We start from the raw sequence: 24,881 nt of genomic DNA, 5'->3' as shown, positions 1-24,881 counted from the left end.
GTGCTTAGTAGTGCGCGTTGAGCGTCAGGAAGGCGGAACGGCCGGCTGCGATCGACGCGTAGTGCGCCGGATACGCCTGATCGTAATACGTCCGGTTGAAGATGTTCTGCACGTTCAGTTGCAGATCGACCTTCTTGTTGATCCGGTAAGTTGCCATCCCGTCGAAACGCCAGTACGAGGGCACCGCGCGCAGATTCGCCGTGTCGCCGTACACCTGCGACATGTAGAAGGCGCCGCCGCCGATCGTGAACTTCGGCAGCACATCGTAATTGGTCCACAGGCTGATGCTGTTCTTCGGCGTGTTCGGGAACTGGTGGCCGTTATCCGCCGTGTTCTTGCCGTTGTCGCGCAACTGGCTCTTCATGTACGTGTAGCCGCCGAACACCTGCCACTTGTTCGTCAACTGACCGGCCACGCCGAATTCGAAGCCTTGCACGCGCTTGTTGCCGACCATCGGGTATTCGTTGTTCGGCAGCGTGACGCGGGCGTTGGTCGTATCGATCTGGAACAGCGCGCCCGTCAGCGAGAGGTGGTTGTTCAGCACATTCCACTTGGTGCCGAGTTCGACGCTGCGGTTCTTTTCCGGGGCGAGCTGATCCGCGTTCGCACCGACACCGCCACGGCCCGGCGTCAGCGACTGCGTTTCGCTGACCTGGCCGAGCGTGGCGCCGGCCGGCGTTGACGACGTCGCGATCGACGCATACACGCTGCCGTTCGAAGCCGGTTTGAAGACGAGGCCGAACTGGTAGTTGAACAGCGTGTCGTCGCGCGTGGTGTGCTTGCCGCCCTTAGCAAGCGTGTTGCGGAAATCAGTCGAATAATCGTCGACGCGCAAGCCGATGTTGGCTTGCCAGCGTTTGGTGAATTCGATCGTATCGAACGCATACAGCGATTTGATGATGGTGCGCTGCTCGTTCGTATCGTTCGCTTTGCTAACCGAACCGGCCCACGGGTCGTTCGGATTCGGCGACCACAGGCTCGTGCAGTTATAGCCGGACGCCGCGCCGATACCCTTGGTTTTGCAGATCGCACCGGTGGCCGTCGCCACGGTGTACGAATCGTTCACGCTGGTTTCGCGCGACAGTTCCAGGCCGGTGGTAAAGCTGTGTTTCAGGAAGCCGGTCTTGAACTCGCCGAACAGCTCGGTCTGGTTCGCGAGGCTGTAGACGTCGCTGGCGCGCGTATTCGCGCGGCGCCACACCATGCCGTTCACTACGTTGCCCTGGCTGTCGTCCGGCTGCGTCCAGATGTAGTCCTGGGTGGACTTCGTATAACGCGTGGTGTTGCGGACCGTCAGGTTGCTGTTGATGTCGTGTTCGATGCGCACCGTGCCAACGTCCGAGGTCGTCTTGCGGAAATCGCGGTCGATCAGGCCGTAAAAATTGTGACGGTCCACGTTGGCCGGATAGATCGTGTCGACGTTGGCCGGCTTGTTGGTGGTCGTGTAGTAGTACAGAATGCCACTGTCGGGCAGGTCGTCAGTCGAGAGGTGGTAGTAGCTCGCCGTGACGCGGGTCGGCGTGCCGAGACCGTAAGTGAACGACGGCGCGATACCCCAGTGCTCGTTGTTGACCGCGTCGCGCCCGGGCACGTCATTGTTGTGGCTCATCACGTTCAGGCGAAAGGCCGCGTGGTCGGCCATTTACCAGTTGCCATCCGCGGTGAAGCGGCGGTAGCGGTCGGTGCCGAGGCCCGCGCTGCCGTCGGCGGAATTGCCCAGATGCGGGGTCTTGGTGATCAGGTTGATGCTGCCGCCCGCGCCGCCGCGGCCGCCGTAGGCGCCATCCGAACCCTTGGTCACTTCCACGCTTTCGATATTGAACACTTCGCGGGTGGTCGCGCCGATGTCGCGCAGGCCGTCGACGAAGGTGCTCCCTTGTGCGTCGTAGCCGCGAATGAACGGCCGGTCGCCGAGCGGATTGCCGCCTTCGCCGGCGCCGAACGTAATGCCCGGCACCGTGCGCAGCGCCTCGGTCAGCGTCGACGCGCCCGTGCTCCTGATCAGTTCCTGCGGAATCACGGTCACCAACTTCGGCGTATCGACCAGCGGCGCCGTGAATTTGACCGACGCCGAGTGGTCGGTCTTGAAGCCGTCGTCCGCCTGGCTTTGAACGGCGATCGGCGCGAGCTGGCTTTCCTTGTCGGGCGGCGCCATTCCGGGCGTGCCTTGCGCGAGAGCTGGGCCTGCCGCCAACATGCCGCACAGTGTCGTGCTGATTTTGCCGAGCTTCGGTTCGTCGGACCGCAACTTCATTTTTATCCCCGTCGTTGAGTGCTGGCGACCGGGCGGGTAATGCATTCCTTACCCGGACATTCCATGTTTATTACAAAGTTTTTTCGGCGTGCATTCTATGCAATCCGGTTGTAATTGAGAAACGTTCTCAACAAAATATCTCGATACGTGGGATTGCAGGCGTGAGCCGCTGCATGGAGTTGGTGGGGCGATAGACGAAGATGGGTGAAAAAGACGTGGATTTGATGGCTTCGAGTGGGCGTGGTGGCGACTTTGCGTCTGTCGCGAGAGCGGCTTTTATAGCGAATGCTGGGCCCGTTCCGATTGAAGGACGGACCGCTCGGTTTCTTACCGTGCCGCGAGTTCGGCCAGCGTGTCCCGCAACCACATGAGCGCCGGATCGGCCTGATTGCGTGGATGCCACCCCGCGTACAAGGTGAAGCCGCGCGCGTCGAACGGCAGCGCAAAGGTGTCGAGCCGATCGGTGTAGCGTGCCGCGAAGCGCGACGGCAGCGTCGAAACGTAGTCGGTTTTCGAGAGCAACTCCGGCACCAGCGTGAAGTGCTGGACCGACAGCGCGACGCGCCGCTCGCGGCCGAGTTCGTCGAGATGCTCGTCCATGTAGCCATGAAAGCTGCCACCGCTGGTCGACACCAGGACGTGATCGAGCGCGCAGTAGGTATCGAGATCCAGCGGGGCGGTGCCGCGTGGGTGGCCCTTGCGCTGCACGAACACGAAATGCTCGTCGTAGAGCTTGCGGGCTTTCATCGACGGCGGAATCATCCGGTCGGAACCGAGCAGCAGGTCGATCTCGCCGCTTTCGAGCCGTGACGCGGCGGTGGGCTGATCGCCGATCACGAACGCCACGCGCACGCCCGGCCCCGCCAATGCCGGCAAGCGCTCCATCAGGCGCATGCCGAGTACTGCGGTGGCGTTGTCGTGCGCGGCGATCACGAAGCGCCGCATGTCGGTGAGGGGATCGAAGCCAGGCTGGTGGCGCACCACCGCTTCGAGATTCTTCAACGCGGCATGGAGCGGCGTCATCAATTCCAGCGCCCGGGCCGTGCGCGTCATGCCGCGGCCGGTTTCGGCGGGCAGCAGCAACGGATCGCCGAAGATCTGCCGCAAGCGCGCGAGTTGCGTGGAGACGGCCGGTTGCGTCAGATGTAGCCGCTCGGCCGCACGCGTGACGTTCGACTCGGCGAGCAGTGCGTCGAGCGAAACGAGCAGATTCAAATCGATGCCGCGTAGATCAATCATGTTGATAGGTCGCATATAAGTAATTGATTTCTAGAATACGTACCGCGCTTCTACAGTTCAAGCACCGAAACGAACTGAAGGACGACCAACATGAAAGCCTGGATGCTCGATCAACCCGGCAAGCCGCTGGCCTTGCGCGACGTGACACAACCGGAGGCGCGCCGGAACGCCGTGCTGGTGCGGATGGAAGCCGTGCCGTTGCTGAGTTACACGCGCAACTATGTCGAAGGGAAGTTGCCGTACGCGTACCCGCCGGGACCGTTTTCGCCTGGCACGAATGGGGTTGGCCGGATCGTCGCGGTCGGCGAGGGCGTGGTGGCATTTCGCGTCGGCCAACGCGTTGCTGTGAATCCGTACTGGATCACCGACGAAGCAGTGCGCGAGCCCGCGCAGGCGCTGTTAGGGCTCACCGGCATCAGTGCCGACAGTGGCGCGTTGCTGGCTGAGTTCCCGCACGGCACGTTGCGCGAAGTCGCCGAAATTCCGGCCGCGACGCTGATCGCGCTGGACGGTCTGGACGGGATCGATGCCGCACGTCTCGCGTTGCTGGCCAAATTTGCCGTGCCCTTCGGTGGTTTGCGGCGCGGCCGACTGTCGGCGGGTGAAGCGGTGGTGGTCAACGGCGCAGGCGGTTACTTCGGCTCGGCGGCCGTGCTCGTCGCGCTGGCGCTCGGCGCGAGCAAGGTCGTCGCGCTCGGCCGGCGCGCGGAACCGTTGCAAGCGCTGGTCGAGCAAGGCCACGGGCGTGTGGTCCCCGTCGTGCTGAGCGGCGATGCCGCGCAAGACACAGCGGCGATTCGCGCCGCTAGCGGTGGCGGCGTGGATCTCGCCTTCGACATGGTCGGGCAGGCCACCGACGCGAACGCAACCCTCGCCGCATTGCGTAGCTTGCGCCGCGGTGGCCGGCTCGTGCTGATGGGCAGCATGCAAGTGGACCTTCCGATTCCGTACAGCGAGATGCTGTTGAACAACTGGGAATTGATTGGCCACTTCATGTACACGCGCGCTGACTATCTCGCGCTGGTTTCGCTCGTCACCTCCGGGCAGATTCCGCTCGAGGCGGTCGAGTTGAAGGCGTATCCGTTTGCCGAACTGGAGACGGCGATCGACGCGGCTGGCCGCATGTCGGGCCTGCAATGCACGGTGGTAGTCGGCACGTCGCCGCAAGCGTGAGCGTGTAGCGGCGTGATCGCGACGGCATAAAAAAGCGGCCTTGCTGGTTCTCAGCAAGGCCGCTTTGCATCGGCAAATCGTGATCGGTCAATCAGCCGATCCGTCGGTCAATCAATGCCGTGAAACACCGCGTCGTCCGGACCGAGATACGCGGGCGGACGCCACGCGGCATCGCGCATTGAATGCTGGACCAGCTTTTCGACGCCCAGCAGCACCGCGAAAATCGCCATCCGCACCGGAATGCCGTTATCCGTTTGCCGGAAAATCGCCAGCCGCGGATCGTGATTCAGATCGACGCTCAGATCGTTCGCACCCGGCCGGCTGTCGCGCGGCAGCGGGTGCATGATCAGTGTGTCGGCGCCGCATACGCTATCCATCAGCGCCTGATTGATCTGGAAATCCGGCGTATAGCCTTCGAACGATTCGTCGGTGAAGCGCTCTTTCTGGATGCGCGTGGCGTACACCACGTCGGCGCCGCGCAGCCCGGCGGGCAGATCGTGAGTCTGCTCGATCACGTGGTCGTTGCGCGAAATCTGCTCGATGATGTAGCTCGGCATTTCGAGCATGGGCGGCGAGATCAACGTGAACTTGATGCCGCGATAGAGCGCGAGCAACTTGACGAGCGAATGCACGGTGCGACCATATTTCAGGTCGCCGACCAGCGCGATATGCGCGCGGTCGACGATCTTGCCGAGCCGCGAGAACTCGCGCTGGATCGTGTACAGGTCGAGCAGCGCCTGGCTCGGATGTTCGCCCGGGCCGTCGCCGCCGTTGATCACCGGCACGTTGGTGGCACGCGCGAATTCGGCCACCGAGCCTTGTTCCGGATGACGGATCACCAGTGCATCCACGTAGCCGCTCATCACGCGGCTGGTGTCGTAGATCGATTCGCCCTTTGCCATCGACGAAAACGTGAACCCGGTGGTGTCGCACACCGAGCCGCCAAGCCGGCAGAAGGCCGCGCCGAAGCTCACGCGGGTCCGCGTGCTGGCCTCGAAAAACAGGTTGCCGAGCACCGCGCCTTCCAGCACGCGGGAGATTTTCCGGCGCCGCGCGATCGGCTGCATGATGTCGGCGACGCGAAACAGCGCCTCGACCGAGTCGCGCGAAAACTGATCGACCGACAGCAGTTGCGGCTTGCCTTCGAACAGCATCTGGCTCGCCAGCGACTGCGAGTCTACGCTTTGCGTATACTTCTCGCCCGGCTCGCCGTGCACCACGATTTCCGACACGAAACGCTCCACGATCTCCGGCATGGCGCGCGATTCCTGCGAGTCGTCCGGCAGCAGCCAGGTGTCGAGCGCACGGCGCGATACGCCGATGCGGCTCGCGAACGTGTCGCGGGTCATGTTCAGGCGACGCATTGCATCGCGTAGGAAGGCTTGTTGCGGGACGCTCATGCGGGCACCTGTCGGGAAAGGGTTGTGTACCGATTATGTACGCGATGCGTATATTAATTTTCCTGTCGCAGAAGTCAAGCAATTTTGCGATGGGTGTGCAAACCCGCTTTGCAAACTCCCGCCGGACGCGGTTACACTGCGTTTCATGCATTCCGGCCGAACGCTCCGACTCCGTCCGTCAACGACCGCACGTCTCGCTTTTGTGAGCGTCGTGGCCGCGCGCGCGGGTTGCGCGAGTGTCAACGCCAAAGCCAAAAAACAGCCGCTCATCTGACCGGAGCCGCTGTTCCGTCAGATGTTGCGACGGAACAGCCGGTCAACGCCCCCCGCGGCATTTCCTGTTTTTCCTCCCTCGCACCGCTGATCGGAATCGATACGGTCGTCATCGAGGTAAAAACATGTCTAATTTTTCGGGTATCTGGGTTCCGCTCATCACGCCATTCGCCGACGGCGAGGTCGATCACGCCGCGCTGCGCGCGCTGGTGCGCCGCTATGCCGACGCGGGCATTGCCGGGCTGGTCGCGCTCGGTACGACCGGCGAGCCGGCCGCGCTCGACGACGCCGAGCAGGACGCGGTACTGGCGACGATTCTCGACGCAGCGCAAGCCACTGCCGATAGCGCGGACGCACAAGCGCTGCCGGTGCTGGTCGGCGTGTCGGGCAATCACACGGCGAGCATGCGAGCGCGCGTCGAGCAATTGAACGCACTGCCGATAGCCGGTGTGCTGATGGCCGCGCCGTACTACATCCGGCCTTCGCAAGCGGGCATCGTCGGGCATTTCATGGCGCTTGCCGACGCGAGCGACAAGCCCGTCGTGCTGTACGACATTCCCTATCGAACCGGTGTGCGGCTCGAACTCGACACGCTGCTGACGCTTGCCGCGCATCCGCGAATCCAGGCGGTGAAGGATTGCGCCGGTTCGCTCGATACCACGCTCGCGCTGATTCGCGACGGCCGCTTGCAGGTGCTGACCGGTGAGGACATCAATATTTTCAACACCTTGTGTCTGGGTGGGAGCGGCGCGATCGCGGCGTCGGCGCATCTACGGCCCGAGCGGTTCGTCGCGTTGTATCGCGCGCTGTCAGCGGGCCAGCTCGACGAAGGACGGCGCATTTTTCATGAGCTCGTGCCACTGATCCAGGCGCTGTTCGCCGAACCGAATCCGGCGCCGGTGAAGGCCCTGCTCGCCGCGCAAGGCCTGATACGCGACGAGTTGCGCATGCCCATGACGCGTGCCGGCGATGCACTGGTCGCACGGCTCAGGGAGATGGAAGGGCTTGATCGGCGAGGGTCGTACGCGGCGGCATCGTGAGCTTGAGTGCGGATTCGCTGCCGGCCATTTGTATTTGAGATGATGGTTCGCGGTGCCAGGCGATAATCGGCGCCCTTTGTCTATTATCGCCACCGGCTCTTTGTCCGGTCGATGCTGCATGCAGTTAGTCTCGTCCGCCAATCTCCTGTCCCGCTTCAGCACGCTCAGCACGCTTACGGCGGGCTCGTTCAACACGCGGCACACACCGCACTCGCCGCACACGCCGAATGTACGCCGTGCCGCCCGTGCCCAACCGCGCACCTGCCGCATGACCTGCGCCGGGAGCCGCTGATGCCCTCCGTGTTTCGCACCGGCAGCCAGCTTTCCAGCGGCTCGGTCAGCTTCGTCACGCGCCGCACCGCGCTGACCATCGCCACGGCCACGGCATTCGGCGCAACCGCGCTGGCGCTCGCCGCGGGCATCGCGATCGGCATCCATTGGCCGGCGCACGGCGGCTCCGGCGATCAGGTGGCGAACCGTGTCGAGCACGATTATGCAATCGATCAACTCGGCAAGCTGAATGCGTCCGTGGCGCAGATCGAACCGCGCATCGCGCGTCTGATGATGCAGGTCGGCGCGTTGCGCGATTTCGAAGCGCGTCTGAATACACCGCGGCCCGCGCCGCGCGCGCCGGCCACGTCGGCTGTCCCGGCTACTCCGGGCGCCGCCTCCGAACCCGACATGTCCGCGACCGACCGCGAAGGCGGCCTGTCCTTGCCGCCGCGGCGCTGTACGGATGTCGTGCCGCAACCGGCGGGTCAAGCCGATGCCGCGCCCACCCGGCAACACCTGGATTGCATTGCCGCAACGCTGTCCGCGCTCGAGCAACAGATCGCCGATCACGCGATCGCCTATGCCGCTTTCCCCGGCCGCATGCCTGACGACGGCGCGCGCTTCGGCTCGCCGTTCGGCAACCGGGCCGATCCGTTCACGAATCGTTTGAGTTTTCATCCGGGCATCGACCTGGTCGCCAAAACCGGCACGCCGATTCTGGCGGCCGCGGGCGGCCGGGTGATCTTTGCCGGCGAGAAGTCGGGCTATGGCAACGCTGTCGAAATCGATCACGGCAACGGCCTCGTGACCCGTTACGGTCACGCGTCGCGGATCGTGGTGCATGTCGGCGATCTGGTGCTGCCGCGTCAGTATGTCGCCGATGTCGGCTCGACCGGCCGCTCCACCGGACCGCATCTGCATTTCGAAGTGCTGGTCAACGGCGCGCCGGTCGACCCGGCCGCCTACCTCGCGCTATTCGCGCCCGTGCCCCATGGCTGAACGACGTTTTTCCCGCGACGCGGGCAGTCTGACCCACCGCGCCTATGTCTTGCAACCCGCGCGGTCGCTCGTTCTCCGCGTGACCCTGTGGGTTCTGGCGTGCGCGCTCAGCGCGGCAGGCGGTGCCGCGGCCATCGCGACATGGCACGCGCAACGCGCCGGCACGCCGGCCGATCAATGCAACGCGGCGCCTGTGGATGAAGAGCGCGAACAGACGGAGCTCGCCCGCACGCGGCTTGCGCTGGCGCAGGAATCGGCGGCGCGCGCCGCCGTGCAGAAAACCGCGGACGGCGCCGCGGCCGATGTCGCGCGATTGAACGCCGAACTGCAGTTTCTGCGCGGCCAGAGCAAAGCGAAGCGACCCGCGCCGCGCGGTTGACTGTCATTTTCATTTCGAAGAGGTACTTATGTTCAGCAAGAAAAAACACGCGGGCATCCGGCAGACCAAGCTCGCCACACTCATCGCACACGACGTGCGGATCACGGGCGACCTCGTGTTCAGCGAAGGTCTGCGGATGGACGGTCACGTGAAGGGCAACGTCAGCGGCGAGCCGGGCACCCAGACGCTGCTGGTATTGAGCGACCGCGGCTCGATCGAGGGCAACGTGCATGGCCATGACGTTGTGGTCAACGGCCGGATCGTCGGTGATGTGATCGCCGATCACTTCGTCGAATTGCAGAGCAACGCGCACGTGACCGGCAACATCTACTACCAGCAACTGCGGATGGACTGCGGCGCCTCGGTAGACGGCAAGCTGACCAAGCGTGACGCCGCGCAGGCGGTGACGCCGATTCTCGTCTCGGTGGCCGATACGGCGCGCGAGGAGCGCAAGGCCGGCTAACTGGCCAAGCAGTTAAGCGGTCAAGCAGCCGCCCTCGGCGTCAAACCGATCCCGGCAGCGACTGACATGGCGCGGACGTGTCGTGGTCCAGCGCATCGCAGCGTGACAATCGCGAATCGCGCAGAACGCGCATTTCCCGTGCTTCGGCGAGACGTTGCAGCGCGCCGCGATCGAGCGTGGCGAGCATGTCCCGTTCGACGATCAACTGGTGCAAGGCCAGCACGATCAGGCCGATGGTCAGCAGCAGATCGCCTGCAAACACGACTGCGTAAAGTGCCGAGGTGGTGCGGGGATTGCCGTACAGCAGCGTCATGTTGGCGCGGTCGAGCAGCACGAGCACGAGCGGCACGATGGCGCTGAGCGCCGCGATTCCGCTACCCACCGCCACCAGCATCCGTGCCGCCCCAAGATGAGGACGGCGCCGGCGGCACACTTCATACAGTGTCGCCGCGCGACACGGCAGGAAAAACAGCGCGAGCAAGCCGGCGCGGACCACCAGTGGCGCATTCCACGCCAGCACGCTGCCATACAGCAGGCCGAACACGGCAGTGACGAGGAGGCCGGCACGCCATGGTGCCGATGCGCCGAACAGGTCGCGCGTGCCCGACCAGATCAGAATGCGGCTTTGCAACGCCAGCGTCGCGGTGGCCAGCAACAGCAGATCGTTGGGCCAGATCTTATGCAACGCAAAGCAGGCCGTGGCGGTGGCAAGCAGATAAAAACCGACGGCCCAGAAACGGAAGGCACCGACCTGCGCAAACATCCGGGAAAGCGCCGTCGTGATGAGGGCGCCGCACAGAAACGTGACCAGCCAAACCGTTTGGAACGTTGCTACGTCAATTTTCATGAAGTCTCCACCAGCCAATCTGTCGGTTCGAGCTTATCGGTAAAACGAGGCCGCGCGGCGAAGTGCGCCTTGACGGACAACTGAACTGCGCGGCCACACGCGCTTCGAATGGATCCGGATGCTCATGCGGCCACCATTCTTTCGCGGAGCAGATCGCCGAAGTCGTCGGCGCTGAGTGGCTTGCCTAGCAAGAAGCCTTGCATCTCGTCGCACATCATCGACTTGAGCATGTCGAGCTGGGATTCGGTTTCGACGCCTTCGGCCACGACGTCCATTTCCAGCGAGTGCGCGAGCGCAATGATCGCGGACACGATCGCGCTGCCTTCCGGCCCGTGCTCGTCGAGCCCGTTGGTGAAGAAACGATCGATCTTCAACTGCTTGACGCGAAAACGCTGCAGATAGGCGAGGCTGGAATAGCCGGTGCCGAAATCGTCGATGGCGATTTCAAAGCCGCTTGCCTGAAACGCGCGGATCATTTCGATGGTTTTCGGCGCGTCCTGCATCGCGACGGTTTCGGTGATTTCGAACATGATCTGCTGGCATTGCACGCCTTCCGCGTTGACGATCTCGAGCATCGTTGCAACGAGATTCGGTTGCGACAACTGGCGCGGCGACAGATTGATCGCCACCTTCATCGAGGGCAGGCCTTGTTCGACCCAGCGGCGAATCTGCCGGCAGGTTTCGCGCAAGACCCAGTAGCCGATCTGCACGATCTGGCCCGAGCGCTCGGCGATCGGAATGAACTCGAGCGGCGTCAGCGTGCCGAGCTGCGGATGATGCAGGCGGATCAGCGCTTCGGCTCCTGCCAACGAGTCGCCGCTGCCGTGAAACTTCGGCTGGAAGTGCAGCGAGAAATGTCCGGCGTTGAGTGCTTCGTGCAGCGCGCTTTGAATCTGCAGCGTGCGTGTCGCGGCTTCATTCATGCTTTGTTCGAAGAAGCGATAGGTACTGCGGCCCGCGCGCTTCGCTTCGTACATGGCCGCGTCGGCATGTTTCAGCAGCGCGTCGACGCTATCGCCGTCGTAGGGAAAGAGCGAGATGCCGATGCTCGGCATCACCTGCAACGGTTGCGAATCGGTCCATACGCCCTCGCGCATCCGGTCGAGCACGCCTTCGGCCATCGTGCCGGCCTCTTCGCGTGAGTGAAGGTTCTCGGACAGCACGACGAATTCGTCGCCGCCGAGACGCGCGACGGTGTCGTCCGCGCGCACGCACAGCAGAAGGCGCTGGGCGAATGCGGACAGCACTTCGTCGCCGGCCGAGTGGCCGAGCGAATCGTTGATGGTCTTGAAGCCGTCGAGATCCATGAACAGGATGGCGAACAGCGAGCGCTGCCGGCGCGCGCTAAGGATCGCGCGTTCAATGCGGTCCGTGAGCGTGCTGCGGTTGGGCAGGCCGGTCAGCGTGTCGAGCGTGGCGAGCCGAACGATCTGACCGTTCAGTGTGGACACCGAGCCGATCAGAAAGCTGGTGCGGGCATCGAAACGCGACAGCATCAGCGTGACGATCAGAATCGCAAACGTGAACAGAATCACCGAGGTCGCGAGCCACGCGGCGTTCACGCCATTGGCCGCGCCGCATATTGCGCCGGCCGGAAACTCGGCGGCCGCCATGCCGGCGTAATGCATGCCGCTGATCGCGACGCCCATGACCAGCGCCGCGATGCGACGTTTGCGCAATACGTGGCGCGCTTCGTCGTTACTGAGTGCGCGCGCGATCCACAGCGCGGCGGTCGACGCGCCGATCGAGATCGCAATCGAGCCGGCGAGCCAGGCCGGTTGATAGTGGAGGCCCGGCTCCATTTGCATCGCCGCCATGCCGGTGTAGTGCATGCCGGCAATGCCGAAGCCCATCAGCACGCCGCCGGCCACGAGCCGAAGCCGCGTGAGCCGCGTGTGAGTCGTCACGACCAGCGCCAGGTACGAGACGCCGATCGCGAGTCCAAGCGAATAAGCGGTGGTCGCGAAGTCGTAGCCGAGCGGAATCGGCAGCGAGAACGCGAGCATCGCGATGAAGTGCATCGACCAGATCCCGACACCGAGCGCCGCGGCGCCGCCGAGGCGCCATGCGTGCCGCAGACGTGCCGATGCCAGCAGGAAGATGCGGCCCGTCAAATCGAGCGCCGTGTAGGACGCCAGCACCGCGACGAGAAACGAGATGGCGACCAGCCAAAAATTGTATGAGCTCTGCATGTTAAGTCCAACCGCGAAAGGGAAGCGGCTGAACTTGTTATCGACCGTTGGCGGCGTTTATTTAATTGATTTTCAATATGTTAGTCATCCGCGTTGAGCGTCTCGTGTTTGGCCGTGGCTTGTGCCAGCGTGAACCCTTCGGCGAGCCAGCCCGTGATGCCGCCGCTCATCAATTTCACGGGCCGTCCCAGCTGCGCGAGACGCAGTGCGCCGCGCGCGGCGCCGTTGCAGTGCGGGCCCGCGCAGTAGGTGACGAACAGCGTGTCCTGTGGGTACGCCGCGAGCTTCGACGCCACGATCTTGCCGTGCGGCAGGTTCACCGCGCCCGGCACGTGGCCCTGGTCGAACAGCGCCGGGCCGCGCACGTCGAGCAGCACGAAGCCGGGCGTGCCGCTCGCGAATGCCGCGTGAACGTCGGCGCAATCGGTTTCGAATTGCAGCGACGCCTGGAAGTGGGCGAGGGCGGCGGCGCTATCGGCGGCGGGGATGGCGGTGACAGCGTTGACGGCATGGTGCGTAGGCATGGTGAGGTTCCGGTTGGGCAGCGAGCGGGGTTGCGTGGCGAAGCGATTCTTGAGCCTTCATTGTCGCGATGCCGCATGCGCCGGGTAAGTGGCGTAATCGTCAATCTCCGGTAACATCACGCCATGCACAATCATCTTGTCGTTGCGCTGGCTTACGACCGGCTCTGTACGTTCGAATTCGGCTGCGTGACCGAGCTGTTCGCGCTCGAACGTCCCGAGCTCGGCGTGGACTGGTATCGCTTCGCGGTGTGCGCGAGCGAACCCGGTCCGATTCGCGCAGCCGGCGGCATCACCGTCGCCGCGCCGTACACGCTCAAGCTTCTGGACCACGCTGACACGATCGTCATTCCCGGCTGGCGCGACGCTGATGAATTGCCGCCCGAGCCGCTGCTCAAGAAGATTCGCGCGGCCTTCGAGCGCGGCGCGCGCCTCTGTTCGATCTGCTCCGGCGTATTCGTGCTGGCTGCCTCGGGTGTGCTCGACGGTAAGTCCGTCACCACGCACTGGTGCTACGCCGACAAACTGCAGCAGCGCTATCCGCAATTGCGCGTGCAACCGGATGCGTTATATGTCGACGAAGGGCAGATCATTACGTCGGCGGGATCGGCGGCCGGGCTCGACATGCTGCTGCATCTGGTTCGACGCGATCACGGCAGTGCCGTCGCCAACCGGGTCGCGCAGCGGCTCGTGGTGCCGCCGCATCGCGAGGGCGGCCAGGCGCAATTCGTGCCGCGGCCGATGCTGCAGGACGAAGGTGGACGTGTGGCGAAACTGATGGACTGGGTGCGCCGCTATCCCGCGTTGCCGCACACCCTGAACTCGCTGGCCGAACGGGCGGCGATGAGTCCGCGTACGCTGCAGCGTCAGTTTCATGACGCCACCGGCATGGCGCCCTACGAATGGCTGGTGCGTGAGCGCGTGGCGATCGCGCGGGAACTGCTGGAAGCGCCGACCCCGTTGCCGATGGCGCGCATTGCGGAGCTGGCGGGCTTCGGTTCCGAAGAGTCGCTGCGGCGGCACTTCCGGCGTATCGCATTGACGAGTCCAGGCGCGTATCGTAAGAAGTTCGGGGCGCAGGCCGAGGTGCCGGCAGCCCGGTAGACGCGCAGCATTTCCGTGTTGCCGATCCTGCACGCGTGATCCGTTTCAAACGAACGCTTGCCGATGTGCAAAATCATCCGCGGCTCATGCATTGCAAGCGGTTCGATGCGCGCTGCATGAGTATGAAATGCGCTTCAGGCGAGCCTCATGCATGTCCAAACGCTCACGGAGCGCCGCGTGTCGTGCGTTGCGGCTGAATCGCATGATTGACCGCCCGCTTCGGCAGCATACAAGGGTTCGCGCAATCGCCGGTTTTCTGTCAGCATCACGGCCAGCGTCCGTGGCAAACCACGTCAAACGTGTGGCGCATACGGCTGATTGAAGCGCGTCTTCGAAACGCGTCGTCGTCGTCACTGTCCTTTCTTTCTCATGAACGTCAAAACCGTCGTCGCCGCTACTGCCGTTGTCGTCACTGCTGCTGTTGCTGTGCTTACGCCTGCGCTCGTCGCGGCGCAAACGGAAGCCGGCGCGTCGCGCGCCGAGCTCTATCGGCGCAACCTGCTGGCGGGCAAGGACGTGCCGTGCCGCACGAATGCGTCATGCGCGGCGTTGGGCGTGGCCGCGCTCGAAGCAGGGCGCATCAAGGAAGCGCAAACGCTGGTCGAGATGGAAGCCGCGCTCGCCGAGGCCACCGCCATGCAGGCCGGCGAGGAGAATTCGCCCAAAGCAACCAGTTCGGCGCGGGCCCGCGTGGCGATGGCGCTGGTTCATCAGGGCGACGTGCAACTGAGGCTGGGCGCGCTGCCCGACGCGCGCGCGTACTACCGAACGGCTGTGAGCCGTGGCAAAGACTATCCCAACGACGCGCTGCTCGGCCGAGCCGTGGCGGCTGCGCGTCAACGTCTCGAGTCGATTGCGGACAAGTCGGTGGTGAACGGCGTGCCGCCGGACGGCGCCCGTTTCGCCAGCTATATGTTTTTCGGCGCGTGGAACAGTATTGAGGTGAAGCCCGCGAAAGGGCGGCGCGGCGTCTATCGGATCGACGGCGACTTCATGTATCCGACCGTGGGCGCCGACGGTCAACCGAGCGCGAACACGGGCAGCCTGTCAGCCTACGTGCGTTTTTACAATGGCGTGGCGCGTGTGCCGGTAACCGATGGCGGCGGCAATTTGCCGCTCGACGCCACCGCCAGGATCACCAACCTTGCGCCTTATGACAAACCGGCAGACAAACCGGCAGACAAACCGGCAGACAAACCGGCAGACAAACCAGCGGACAAACCAGCGGACAAACCAGCAGGCAAGCACGCGGACAAATGCCTGATCGAGTTCAAGCTCTCCGCACCGGAGACGCTCGACGTAGAGACGCATGGTTCGTTGACGGAATGTGGTTTCGGCTTCAATGTCAGCGCAGACGGGCGTTATTATCTGATGACCGGCTCCTGACGGACGCGAGGCTACCGGCCACGCGCCTGTTCAGCTTCGCCCGCATGCTTCCCCATCCGCGCTGCGTCTTTTATGATGCAGTGGCTGTGCACGTTTTACCATCGTCAGACATCGTTCAAAGTGTTCCCGCTCACAAAACCCTGATAAGAACAACGCCCGCTCATGCAAAACATCCTTAACTATCCGGGAATCGTATTCATTTTCTTCTTCGTCGTGATGTGGTTGTCGGCGCGCCTTGGCGCGTCCGTGCTGCGGAAATTCAGAAAGATCGACGAGGATGCACGCGACGACTTCAGCGTGATTCAGGCCGCCACGCTAACGTTGCTCGCGCTGATCATCGGTTTCACTTTTTCGATGGCGGTAGGCCGCTACGATCAACGCAAGAACTACGAGGAAGAAGAGGCGAACGCGATCGGCACCGAATACGTTCGCGCCGATCTGTTGCCCGCCGCCGATGCGGCGACCGTGCGCGGCTTGCTGAAAAAATATCTGGATGAACGCGTGCTGTTCTACACGACGCGCGACGCCGACGAACTCGCCCGGGTCAATGCCGAGACATCGCGCCTGCAGAACGCGATGTGGTCGACCGTGAAGAACGCCGTCGCCGCGCAGCCCACGCCGGTCGCCGCACTCGCTGTCGCCGGCATGAACGACGTGCTCAATACGCAGGGTTACACGCAGGCCGCGTGGTGGAATCGCATTCCCGTCGCGGCGTGGACGCTGATGACGCTGATTGCGGTGTGCGCCAACGTGCTGGTCGGCTATGGAGCACGGGGATTGAAAGCAGGAGCCGGATTATTGGTGATCGTTCCGCTGATCGTGTCGCTGTCGTTTATGCTGGTTGCCGATATCGACAGTCCGCGCGGCGGTGTGATTCGTGTGAAACCGCTCAATCTTCATGCACTCGCGGCTTCGTTCGGCTCGAATTGAACCCGTACTGAACCCGCGTTGAAGCCGTGTTGAAGTCCATTGAGCCGCATGAAAGGAAAACCCATGTCCGATATTGCAAAGATCATCACAAGCTTCAATACCGGTCGCGATCCTGAACGGCTCGCGATGAAATACAAGCTCATGCGCGGCTCGCCGTTCGTGTTTCTGCGCGGCGCGTGTCATTTGTTTTACGCGCGCTTGCCGCGCGACAAGGTGCTCGACGATGCGCCGCCGGTGTGGATTTGCGGCGATATGCATCTGGAAAATTTCGGCAGCTACAAGGGCGACAACCGCCTCGTCTATTTCGACAACAACGATTTCGATGAAGCCTGCCTCGCGCCGAGTCTCTACGAACTGGTGCGGTTGCTCACGAGCGTGCTGATCGGCGCGAGCGATCTCAAGCTGAGCCGTGCGGAGGCACTGGCGCTCTGCCACACTGCGGTCGATGCGTATAGCGCGGCGCTCGCCTTCGGCAAATCGCGCTGGATCGAAGCGGAGACCTCAGTCGGCATGGTGCGCGATCTGTTCGACGTACTGGCGAGCCGCACGCGCACCGCGTATCTCGACCGTCGCACCACGCTCGAGGGCAAGACCCGCGTGCTTAAAGTGGACGGTAAAAAAGCGCTCGCGGTCAGTGACAAGGCGCGCGCCGACGTCACCGCGTTCATGCATCAGTTCGCCGCCAGTCAACCCAATCCGGACTTCTATCGCATCGTCGACGTGGCGCGGCGGATTGCCGGCACCGGCAGCCTGGGTGTGGACCGCTACGTGATCCTAATCGAAGGCAAAGGCTCACCGGATGGCAATTATCTGATCGACCTGAAGGAGGCGTTGCCTTCTTCGGTGACGCCGCATGTTCGCACGCCGCAACCGAAGTGGGACAGCGAGGCGCAGCGCGTGGTTGAAATTCAACGGCGCAATCAGGCGGTATCCCAGGCGTTCTTGCATGCGGTCGAATTCAATCAGCGCTCGTATGTGCTGCGCAGCTTGCAGCCTTCGGAAGACCGCGTGGCGTTGAGCGACTGGAACGGCAAGCTGTCGCGGCTCGAAGCAGTGATCAACAGCATGGCCGAATTGAGTGCGTGGGGGCAACTGCGCAGCGGCGGCCGGCAGAAGTCGTCGATTGCAGACGAATTGATTGCGTTCGGCAATCGTAAAGATTGGGCAGTTGCCGTTGATCGACCTCGCGACGCAATGCGAGGCGCAGGTGAACGCTGATTGGAAAGCGTATTGCGAAGCTTATGACGGTGGTGCGTTCGATCTGCCGGCGAAGTCTTGAGGTTAGCCGCACCTTAGCAACTCAGGTGATCCACGTATCACCCCATGCGCGGCGCATGACAGCGCCGCGCATGCCAGTCAGTTCTCCATACAAACCCTGATTGCTGCGGTGAATCCGCCACTGCTATCGTTCGCTGGTCTGTGTGGAAGCGCTTCCACTATAACTTTCAAGTGGTTTCCAGCTAGCGTCCACATCGACTCCCGCCGTACCCGGTTCAACGGCCTCAGCGCAGGAGAGAATCCGTGGCAAACGACGCATTCGCTGTATCCGACGCACGCTCCCCCCATCCACTCGCCGACCCCTTCAGCCCGCCCGCCGACTCCGCGCTGTGGCGCAAGAACTTCCTGCTTGGCGCCGCCACGGCTTCGTATCAGATCGAGGGCGCGGTGGATGAAGACGGCCGCCTGCCGTCGATCTGGGACACCTTCTCGGCGACGCCCGGCAAGGTGCTGGCGGGCGACACCGGCGCCGTTGCCTGCGATCACTATCATCGATGGGAAGCCGACATCGACATGCTGGTTTCGCTCGGGCTCGAAGGCTATCGGCTCTCGATCGCATGGCCGCGTGTCATGGACGCGGCGGGCTCGCCCAATCGCAAAGGGCTCGACTTCTATAAGCGCCTTTTAAACCGCCTGAAAGAGAAGGGCATCACGACCTTCGTGACGCTCTATCACTGGGACTTGCCGCAGCATCTGGAGGATCGTGGCGGCTGGCTCAACCGCAACACCGCTTACCGTTTCGTCGACTACGCCGACCTGATGAGCCGCGAACTGGCCGGCACGGTCGACGCATGGGCGACGCTCAACGAGCCGTGGTGCTCGGCCTATCTCGGCTACGGCAATGGCCTTCACGCGCCCGGTCTCGCCGACGTATGCTTTGCGACGCAGGCCATGCACCATCTGCTGCTTGCGCACGGGCTCGCGATGCCGGTGTTGCGCGCCAACGATCCAGCCTCGCAGAAAGGCATAGTCGCCAACATCGGCCGCGGCACGCCCAATAGCGACAGCGCTGCCGATCAGCGCGCAGCGCATCTGTTCGAAGTCCAGCACAACGCGTGGATTCTCGATCCGTTGCTCAAGGGTGCATATCCGCAAGACCTGTTCGAGTTGTGGCCGGGCACCGAGCCGCTGATGCTCGACGGCGACATGCAGACCATTTCGGCGTCGCTCGACTTCCTCGGCATCAACTATTATTTCCGCACCAACGTCGCGAGCGACGGCGCGCATGGATTCCGCGACGTACCGCTCGAAGGCGTCGAACGCACGCAGATGGGCTGGGAGGTGTATCCCGATGGCTTGCGCGATCTGCTGACCGGGTTCAACCGCACGTATCGCAATCTGCCGCCGATCTACATCACCGAAAACGGCATGGCCTCGGACGATAAGGTGATCGACGGCCACGTGGACGATACGCAGCGGATCTCGTTCCTCAAGCGCCATCTTGCGGCGGTCGATCGGGCGATCAAGGCCGGCGTGGATATTCGCGGCTATTTTTTGTGGTCGCTGATGGATAACTTCGAGTGGGCGTTCGGTTATGAGCGTCGCTTTGGTGTCGTACACGTCGATTACAGTACGCAGAAGCGCACGGTCAAACGCAGCGCGGAGTTAGTGGCGAAATTTTTGAAGGAGCGTAAGGCACAGGTCTAAGGCACGGGTATAACGGCAGGGGAAGCTGGTCGACACAGGAGACGGAATGAACAGCAGAAAAATGATCGCGGCGAGTGCGGTTGCGGCGCTGACGTTATATGGCGTCGCCGCGCATGCGGAGCCGCTCAAGGCCAACGTGATTCACTGGTGGACCTCGGGCGGCGAGTCGGCCGCGATCCGCCAGTTCGCCGATGCGTATAACAAGGCCGGCGGCCAGTGGGTCGACAACGCGGTGGCCGGCGCCGATCAGGCGCGCTCCACCGCGATCAACCGGATCGTCGGCGGCGATCCACCCACCGCCGCGCAGTTCAATACCTCCAAGCAGTTTCACGACCTGATCGATCAGGGGCTGCTGAACAACGTCGACGACGTTGCCGCGAAAGAAAACTGGAACAGCGTGTTCCCGCAGTCGATCATCGAGAGCATCAGGGTGAAGGGCCATTACTATGCCGCGCCGGTCGATATTCACATGCCGGCCTGGTTCTTCTACTCGAAGCCGGTGTTCCAGAAGGCCGGCATTGCCGCTGAGCCGAAGAGCTACGATGAATTCCTCGCCGATCTCGGCAAGCTGAAGGCCGCGGGTGTGATTCCGCTCGCACTCGGCGGTCAACCGTGGCAAGAAAAGATCACGTTCGACGCGGTTTTCGCCGACGTCGGCGGTCCCGATCTTTATCTGAAGGTGTACCGCGATCGCGACCAGAACGCGGTCAAGTCGGATGCGTTCAAGAAGGTGCTCGCGTCGTTCAAGCGCTTGCATGACTTCGTCGACCCGGGCTCGCCTGGCCGCAACTGGAACGATGCCACCGCGCTGGTGATTTCCGGCAAAGCGGGCGTACAGATCATGGGCGACTGGGCCAAGGGCGAATTCTCGGCGGCCAACCAGACGGCCGGCAAGGACTTCGGCTGCTTCCCGGGCTTCGGTCCGCACTCACCGTACCTGGTCGCGGGCGACGTATTCGTGTTTCCGAAAACCGACAACGCCAACGCGATCAAGGCGCAGAATCTGCTTGCCACGGTAATGACCTCGCCGGCCGCGCAAGTCGCATTCAGCGCGAAGAAAGGGTCGATTCCGATTCGACCCGACGTGGACGCGAGCAGTCTCGACATCTGCGCGAAGGAGGGCATTGCGATCATGAAGGACAAGTCGCGTCAGTTGCCGAATCCGGAAATGCTGCTCACACCCGACACCCAGGGCGCGTTGATCGACGTCATCACGAACTTCTGGAACAAGAACCAGTCGGTCGACGATGCGCAGAAGGCGTTTGCCAGTGCGTTGAAGAGCTAGGCGTTCGCCATGCACGCGCTCAAGCTGCCGACCGCGGACACCAGGCCTCGCAAGAGGCCGCTGAAAAAGAAGCCGCTAGGCAAGCGCTTGCCGATAGCGGCATGGGTGGCGTTGCTGCCGATGGTCCTGACCGTCGTGTTCGCGTATCTCGGCACGATGATCTGGACCGCGCGCGTGTCCGTCAGCAACTCGCGCACGTTTCCTTCCGGCGACTTCGCGGGCCTCACGCAATACACGCGGCTGTTTAACAACGACCGCTGGTTGTTGTCGCTGCAAAACATCGTGATCTACGGTGCGTGCTTCATTGTGGTGTGCATGGTGATCGGTTTGCTGCTGGCGATCTTTATCGATCAGCGCGTGGTGGCCGAAGGCGTGTTGCGCACGGTGTTTCTTTACCCGTATGCGATGTCGTTTGTCGCAACGGGTCTGGTCTGGCAGTGGATTCTGAACCCTGAGCTGGGCGCGCAGGCCGTATTGCACAAGCTTGGCTTCGCGCATGCGCGTTTCGACTGGATCGTCGATCAGGACTGGGTGATTTACACCATCGTCATCGCGACGGTGTGGCAGGCGTCCGGCCTCGTGATGGCACTGCTGCTGGCCGGCTTGCGCGGTATCGACGACGAGCTGTGGAAAGCCGCGCGTATCGACGGGATTCCGCGTTGGCGCGTGTATGCGAGCATCGTTGTGCCGATGCTCGGGCCTTCCATGTCCACGGCTTTCGTGCTGCTCTTCGTGATGGTCGTGAAGCTCTTCGACGCCGTGGTTGCCATGACGCAAGGCGGCCCCGGCACGGCGAGCGAAGTGCCCACGAAGTTCATCATGGATTACCTGTTTGGCCGCGCCAATATCGGGCTCGCGTCGGCCGCGTCGATCGTGTTGCTGGCCACGGTGCTGGCGATTCTCGCGCCGTTCTTCTATGCCCGCAGCCGCGCTGCGTTGCGCAAGGACGTGTGATGAACACGCTCAGTCCTCCTCTGAATGGCGGCACGCCCAATCGCAGCCGCCGGGGCCGCCGCGCTTTTACACCCGCACGCGTGGGTGTGTACGCATTTCTCCTGACCGCTGCGTTGTTCTTCCTGTTGCCGTTGTATGTGATGCTCGTCACGTCGGTCAAGCCGATGAGCGAGATTCGCCTCGGCAATCTGCTCGCTTTCCCGGCGCATTTCACACTCGACGCATGGAGCGCCGCGTGGCAATCCGCGTGTACGGGGCTCGATTGCAACGGCATCCGGGTCGGCTTCTGGAATTCGGTGCGGATCGTCGTGCCCAGCACGGTGTTGTCGATCGCGATTGGCGCGGTGAACGGCTATGCGCTCTCGTTCTGGCGGCCGCGCGGGGCCGGGCTGCTGTTCGGCGTGCTGCTGATGGGCGCCTTTATTCCCGTGCAGGTGATGGTCTATCCGCTCGTGCGCGTACTCGCGAGCGTGCACCTGTTCAGTTCGTTGCCGGGCATCGTGGTGATTCACACCATCTTCGGCATGCCGGTGATGACGCTGCTGTTTCGCAACTATTACGCGTCGATTCCGCAGGAGCTGTTCAAGGCGGCGCGCATTGACGGCGGCGGTTTCTGGCGCATTTTTTTGCAACTGATGTTGCCGATGTCCACGCCGATCATCGTCGTCGCGGTCATCATGCAGGTGACGGGCATCTGGAACGATTTCATTCTCGGCCTGGTGTTCGCCGGCACGAAAAACCTGCCGATGACGGTGCAATTGAACAACATCATCAACACGACGACTGGCGAGCGGCTCTATAACGTGAATATGGCGGCGACCATTCTCACCTCCATGGTGCCGCTGGCAGTCTATTTCATTTCGGGCCGCTGGTTTGTGCGTGGCATTGCGTCCGGCGCCGTGAAGGGATAGATCAAGGGATAAGGCATGACGAACCTGGCTAATCTGGCAAATGCGGTAGCCGATATGACGGCGGGCACGACGGCAAATGCAGCGGATGTCGCTAACGCCGGCGACGTGGCGGATGCGGCGGGTTTGTCGCATCCTGCCAACGTATCGGTGCGCAATCTGAAGATCCAGCTCGGCGCGAATACCGTGATCGAGAATCTCGATCTCGACGTGCGAGCGGGTGAATTCGTGGTGTTGCTCGGACCTTCAGGTTGCGGCAAATCCACCTTACTGCACAGCATTGCCGGCCTGATCGACGTGACCGACGGCAGCATCGAAATTGCCGGCGAAGACATGACCTGGGCCGATCCGAAAGATCGCCGTATCGCGCTGGTGTTTCAGTCGTACGCGTTATATCCGACCATGAGTGTCGAGCGCAATCTGTCGTTTGCGTTGCGCATCAACGGCACGCCCAAGGCGGAAATCGAGCGGCGCGTAGCGCGCGCCTCCGAGATGCTGCAACTCGGACCGCTGCTCAAGCGCAAACCGGCGCAACTCTCCGGCGGGCAACGGCAGCGCGTGGCGATCGGTCGCGCGATCGTGCGCGAGGCCGACGTGTTCCTGTTCGACGAGCCGCTCTCGAATCTCGACGCCAAATTGCGCACCGAATTGCGTCGCGAACTCAAGCAACTGCACCAGCGTCTGGGCGCGACGATGATCTACGTGACCCACGACCAGGTGGAGGCCATGACGCTCGCCTCGCGCATGGCGGTGATGCGCGGCGGCGTGATCCAGCAGTTCGGTACGCCGGCCGAAGTCTATGCGCGGCCGAACAATCTGTTTGTCGCGACGTTTCTGGGTTCGCCCGCGATGAATCTGCTCAAGGGCACGCTTGAGACACGTGACGGTTCGCACCACTTTTGCACAGCGCATTTGCGGCTCGACGTGTCGCACTATCCTTTCAAAAACCTGCCGGCGGATCGTCTGCCTTGTGTACTAGGTGTGCGGGCCGAAGACGTGCGCGTAGGCGAGGGCCCAAGCACGACAATAAACCAGGGGGCGACTATTTCTTTGGTCGAGCCGATGGGAAACCACCGTGTCATCTGGCTCGACTATCATGGAGTGCAAATCGCGTCGATCGATCAGACAAAAACGCCGGTGGCGATAGGGGATGGTGCGGCGTTCTCGTTCGATTGTGCGCATATTTCGCTGTTCGAGGAAGAAGGCGGTGCGCGTCTATAGGGGCGGGACGCGGCGTCGTTGACTACAACGGGCTTGACGGAGAACCGCGTGGCAACACTCAAAGATGTCGCGGCACTGGCCGGCGTCGGCATGTCGACTGCGTCGCGAGCCATTTCCGGCAAGGGACCCATTTCCGCCGATGCCGCCGCGCGCGTGAAGGCCGCTATCGAAGCGCTGAATTTCCGGCCGTCGTCGATCGGCCGCGCAATGGCGACGCAATCGCTCGGCATCATCGGCATTTTCGTGCCGACTTTCTTCGGCTCCTACTATGGCACGATTCTCAAGCAGACTGACGCGGAGTTGCGTGCGGTACGCCGTCACGTGGTGGTGGCGACGGGGTGCGGGGAAGTGTCGCCGCGCGAGCAGGCCATGGAAGCGGTGCGCTTTCTGATCGGCCGCGATTGCGACGGCGTGGTGGTGATCAGCCACGATCTGCACGACGAAGATCTGGACATGCTGCATCACATGCATCCGAAGATGGTGTTTCTGAATCGAGCGTTCGATCAGTTGCCGGAGGCCTCGTTTTGCGCGGATCATCGGCGCGGCGGTGAACTGGCTGCACGTACGCTGCTCGATCACGGGCATCGGGAGATCGCGGTGATATCCGGGCCGTTCAGCGCGTCGGACAATCAGGCCCGGCTCGGAGGCTTCTTTGCCGAACTGTTGCGCGAGGGCATTGCACGCGAGGACGTCAAGCTGATCGAATCGGACTTCTCGCCGGAAGGCGGCTACGCTGCCGCGCAGCAGTTGCTCGATTCGAAGCGGCGTTTCACCGGGCTCTTTTGCGCGAACGACACGATGGCGGTGAGCGCGCTGGCGCGCTTTCATCAGGCGGGCATTGCCGTACCGGACGAAGTGTCCGTGATTGGCTATGACGATGATTATTCGGCCGCCTATGCCGCGCCCGGACTTACCTCGGTGCATATCCCGACGGCGGAGTTGACGCAAAATGCCGTGCGCTGGCTGGTCAATCAGTGCTACCGGACCTCGTGGGAAATTTTCCGCGAGTTTCCGGTGAGCGTGACGATGCGGGAGTCGGTGGGGCCGGCGCCGGGCGTGGCGGCTTCGTCGATCAAGGTGTCGGCGGCCAGTCTCAGCAGCGCGTCCTAGCCGCT

Annotated in this window: 18 protein-coding genes and 3 pseudogenes; 15 read left to right on the top strand and 6 right to left on the bottom strand. The window is 62.9% G+C overall.

Annotation, left to right across the window (positions count from 1 at the left end):
* Nucleotides 1–4 precede the first annotated feature (4 nt).
* Both B0G76_RS30540 and B0G76_RS30535 read right to left on the bottom strand, forming a co-directional pair.
* Nucleotides 5–2,254: pseudogene (locus tag B0G76_RS30540) on the bottom strand (TonB-dependent receptor).
* Nucleotides 2,255–2,581: 327 nt separating this feature from the next.
* On the bottom strand, nt 2,582–3,493 hold the full coding sequence (locus tag B0G76_RS30535) for a LysR family transcriptional regulator (RefSeq protein ID WP_120295773.1): 912 nt from the start codon (nt 3,491–3,493) through the stop codon (nt 2,582–2,584).
* A 90-nt stretch (nt 3,494–3,583) separates the two neighbouring features.
* Between B0G76_RS30535 and B0G76_RS30530 the strand changes: the two genes are divergently transcribed.
* Nucleotides 3,584–4,666, top strand: coding sequence for a zinc-binding dehydrogenase (locus B0G76_RS30530; RefSeq protein WP_120295772.1), 1,083 nt, complete (start codon nt 3,584–3,586; stop codon nt 4,664–4,666).
* A gap of 107 nt (nt 4,667–4,773) precedes the next feature.
* Here B0G76_RS30530 and B0G76_RS30525 read toward each other — a convergent pair whose 3' ends face one another.
* Entirely contained in the window at nt 4,774–6,066 is a 1,293-nt protein-coding gene (locus tag B0G76_RS30525; protein WP_120295771.1) for an aspartate carbamoyltransferase, read from the bottom strand.
* 398 nt (nt 6,067–6,464) lie between these two features.
* Here B0G76_RS30525 and dapA point away from each other — a divergent pair, with 398 nt between their 5' ends.
* The 4 genes from dapA to B0G76_RS30505 all read left to right on the top strand — a co-directional run bounded on the left by dapA (nt 6,465) and on the right by B0G76_RS30505 (nt 9,493).
* Complete coding sequence (gene dapA / locus B0G76_RS30520) at nt 6,465–7,379, top strand: 4-hydroxy-tetrahydrodipicolinate synthase (RefSeq protein ID WP_120295770.1); 915 nt, start codon at nt 6,465–6,467, stop codon at nt 7,377–7,379.
* Between the two features lie 291 nt (nt 7,380–7,670).
* Nucleotides 7,671–8,651 (top strand): M23 family metallopeptidase, encoded by a 981-nt coding sequence (locus tag B0G76_RS30515; protein WP_120296919.1) that lies wholly within the window; start codon nt 7,671–7,673, stop codon nt 8,649–8,651.
* On the top strand, nt 8,644–9,030 hold the full coding sequence (locus B0G76_RS30510) for a hypothetical protein (protein WP_120295769.1): 387 nt from the start codon (nt 8,644–8,646) through the stop codon (nt 9,028–9,030). Before B0G76_RS30515 ends, B0G76_RS30510 begins: the two co-directional genes overlap by 8 nt.
* A 28-nt stretch (nt 9,031–9,058) precedes the next feature.
* Nucleotides 9,059–9,493, top strand: a complete 435-nt coding sequence (locus tag B0G76_RS30505) for a polymer-forming cytoskeletal protein (RefSeq protein ID WP_120295768.1) — start codon at nt 9,059–9,061, stop codon at nt 9,491–9,493.
* Nucleotides 9,494–9,533: 40 nt separating this feature from the next.
* On the opposite strand, the gene B0G76_RS30500 is transcribed toward B0G76_RS30505, so the two are convergent.
* The 3 genes and pseudogenes from B0G76_RS30500 to B0G76_RS30490 all read right to left on the bottom strand — a co-directional run bounded on the left by B0G76_RS30500 (nt 9,534) and on the right by B0G76_RS30490 (nt 13,056).
* Nucleotides 9,534–10,340 carry a hypothetical protein gene (locus tag B0G76_RS30500; RefSeq protein WP_120295767.1) on the bottom strand — a complete coding sequence of 269 codons (807 nt, stop codon included), beginning with the start codon at nt 10,338–10,340 and terminating at the stop codon, nt 9,534–9,536.
* A 122-nt stretch (nt 10,341–10,462) separates the two neighbouring features.
* Nucleotides 10,463–12,535 (bottom strand): annotated as a pseudogene (locus B0G76_RS30495) (putative bifunctional diguanylate cyclase/phosphodiesterase); the annotation flags it as partial.
* Nucleotides 12,536–12,612: 77 nt separating this feature from the next.
* Entirely contained in the window at nt 12,613–13,056 is a 444-nt protein-coding gene (locus tag B0G76_RS30490; RefSeq protein WP_120295765.1) for a rhodanese-like domain-containing protein, read from the bottom strand.
* A 123-nt stretch (nt 13,057–13,179) separates the two neighbouring features.
* Between B0G76_RS30490 and ftrA the strand changes: the two genes are divergently transcribed.
* From ftrA to B0G76_RS30440, 10 genes and pseudogenes are all read left to right on the top strand, one after another.
* Nucleotides 13,180–14,157 (top strand): transcriptional regulator FtrA, encoded by a 978-nt coding sequence (gene ftrA, locus B0G76_RS30485; RefSeq protein WP_120295764.1) that lies wholly within the window; start codon nt 13,180–13,182, stop codon nt 14,155–14,157.
* 369 nt (nt 14,158–14,526) lie between these two features.
* Nucleotides 14,527–15,543, top strand: coding sequence for a hypothetical protein (locus tag B0G76_RS30480; protein ID WP_120295763.1), 1,017 nt, complete (start codon nt 14,527–14,529; stop codon nt 15,541–15,543).
* Between the two features lie 162 nt (nt 15,544–15,705).
* A complete protein-coding gene (locus B0G76_RS30475; protein ID WP_120295762.1) occupies nt 15,706–16,473 on the top strand; it encodes a hypothetical protein in 768 nt (255 codons plus the stop codon).
* 63 nt (nt 16,474–16,536) lie between these two features.
* Nucleotides 16,537–17,752 (top strand): annotated as a pseudogene (locus B0G76_RS30470) (DUF2252 domain-containing protein).
* A gap of 242 nt (nt 17,753–17,994) precedes the next feature.
* Entirely contained in the window at nt 17,995–19,398 is a 1,404-nt protein-coding gene (locus tag B0G76_RS30465) for a GH1 family beta-glucosidase (protein ID WP_120295761.1), read from the top strand.
* Between the two features lie 46 nt (nt 19,399–19,444).
* Nucleotides 19,445–20,683 carry an ABC transporter substrate-binding protein gene (locus B0G76_RS30460; RefSeq protein ID WP_120295760.1) on the top strand — a complete coding sequence of 413 codons (1,239 nt, stop codon included), beginning with the start codon at nt 19,445–19,447 and terminating at the stop codon, nt 20,681–20,683.
* Between the two features lie 9 nt (nt 20,684–20,692).
* Nucleotides 20,693–21,637, top strand: coding sequence for a carbohydrate ABC transporter permease (locus B0G76_RS30455; protein ID WP_120295759.1), 945 nt, complete (start codon nt 20,693–20,695; stop codon nt 21,635–21,637).
* Entirely contained in the window at nt 21,637–22,548 is a 912-nt protein-coding gene (locus B0G76_RS30450; RefSeq protein WP_120295758.1) for a carbohydrate ABC transporter permease, read from the top strand. The genes B0G76_RS30455 and B0G76_RS30450 overlap by 1 nt, the downstream gene beginning before the upstream one ends.
* Nucleotides 22,549–22,563: 15 nt before the next feature.
* Nucleotides 22,564–23,766, top strand: a complete 1,203-nt coding sequence (locus B0G76_RS30445) for an ABC transporter ATP-binding protein (RefSeq protein ID WP_120295757.1) — start codon at nt 22,564–22,566, stop codon at nt 23,764–23,766.
* Nucleotides 23,767–23,814: 48 nt separating this feature from the next.
* On the top strand, nt 23,815–24,876 hold the full coding sequence (locus tag B0G76_RS30440) for a substrate-binding domain-containing protein (protein WP_120296918.1): 1,062 nt from the start codon (nt 23,815–23,817) through the stop codon (nt 24,874–24,876).
* Nucleotides 24,877–24,881: the final 5 nt, after the last annotated feature.

The organism is Paraburkholderia sp. BL23I1N1, assembly GCF_003610295.1.
Classification (GTDB): Bacteria; Pseudomonadota; Gammaproteobacteria; order Burkholderiales; family Burkholderiaceae; genus Paraburkholderia.
The sequence above is the reverse complement of the archived record's forward strand: the minus strand, read 5'-3'. Positions and strand labels throughout refer to the sequence as shown.

What these genes read in the sequence shown, in the direction of transcription:
- B0G76_RS30535 (WP_120295773.1), bottom strand. Translation starts at nt 3,493, where the DNA reads ATGATTGATCTACGCGGCATCGATTTGAATCTGCTCGTTTCGCTCGAC.
- B0G76_RS30530 (WP_120295772.1), top strand. Translation starts at nt 3,584, where the DNA reads ATGAAAGCCTGGATGCTCGATCAACCCGGCAAGCCGCTGGCCTTGCGC.
- B0G76_RS30525 (WP_120295771.1), bottom strand. Translation starts at nt 6,066, where the DNA reads ATGAGCGTCCCGCAACAAGCCTTCCTACGCGATGCAATGCGTCGCCTG.
- dapA (WP_120295770.1), top strand. Translation starts at nt 6,465, where the DNA reads ATGTCTAATTTTTCGGGTATCTGGGTTCCGCTCATCACGCCATTCGCC.
- B0G76_RS30515 (WP_120296919.1), top strand. Translation starts at nt 7,671, where the DNA reads ATGCCCTCCGTGTTTCGCACCGGCAGCCAGCTTTCCAGCGGCTCGGTC.
- B0G76_RS30510 (WP_120295769.1), top strand. Translation starts at nt 8,644, where the DNA reads ATGGCTGAACGACGTTTTTCCCGCGACGCGGGCAGTCTGACCCACCGC.
- B0G76_RS30505 (WP_120295768.1), top strand. Translation starts at nt 9,059, where the DNA reads ATGTTCAGCAAGAAAAAACACGCGGGCATCCGGCAGACCAAGCTCGCC.
- B0G76_RS30500 (WP_120295767.1), bottom strand. Translation starts at nt 10,340, where the DNA reads ATGAAAATTGACGTAGCAACGTTCCAAACGGTTTGGCTGGTCACGTTT.
- B0G76_RS30490 (WP_120295765.1), bottom strand. Translation starts at nt 13,056, where the DNA reads ATGCCTACGCACCATGCCGTCAACGCTGTCACCGCCATCCCCGCCGCC.
- ftrA (WP_120295764.1), top strand. Translation starts at nt 13,180, where the DNA reads ATGCACAATCATCTTGTCGTTGCGCTGGCTTACGACCGGCTCTGTACG.
- B0G76_RS30480 (WP_120295763.1), top strand. Translation starts at nt 14,527, where the DNA reads ATGAACGTCAAAACCGTCGTCGCCGCTACTGCCGTTGTCGTCACTGCT.
- B0G76_RS30475 (WP_120295762.1), top strand. Translation starts at nt 15,706, where the DNA reads ATGCAAAACATCCTTAACTATCCGGGAATCGTATTCATTTTCTTCTTC.
- B0G76_RS30460 (WP_120295760.1), top strand. Translation starts at nt 19,445, where the DNA reads ATGAACAGCAGAAAAATGATCGCGGCGAGTGCGGTTGCGGCGCTGACG.
- B0G76_RS30455 (WP_120295759.1), top strand. Translation starts at nt 20,693, where the DNA reads ATGCACGCGCTCAAGCTGCCGACCGCGGACACCAGGCCTCGCAAGAGG.
- B0G76_RS30450 (WP_120295758.1), top strand. Translation starts at nt 21,637, where the DNA reads ATGAACACGCTCAGTCCTCCTCTGAATGGCGGCACGCCCAATCGCAGC.
- B0G76_RS30445 (WP_120295757.1), top strand. Translation starts at nt 22,564, where the DNA reads ATGACGAACCTGGCTAATCTGGCAAATGCGGTAGCCGATATGACGGCG.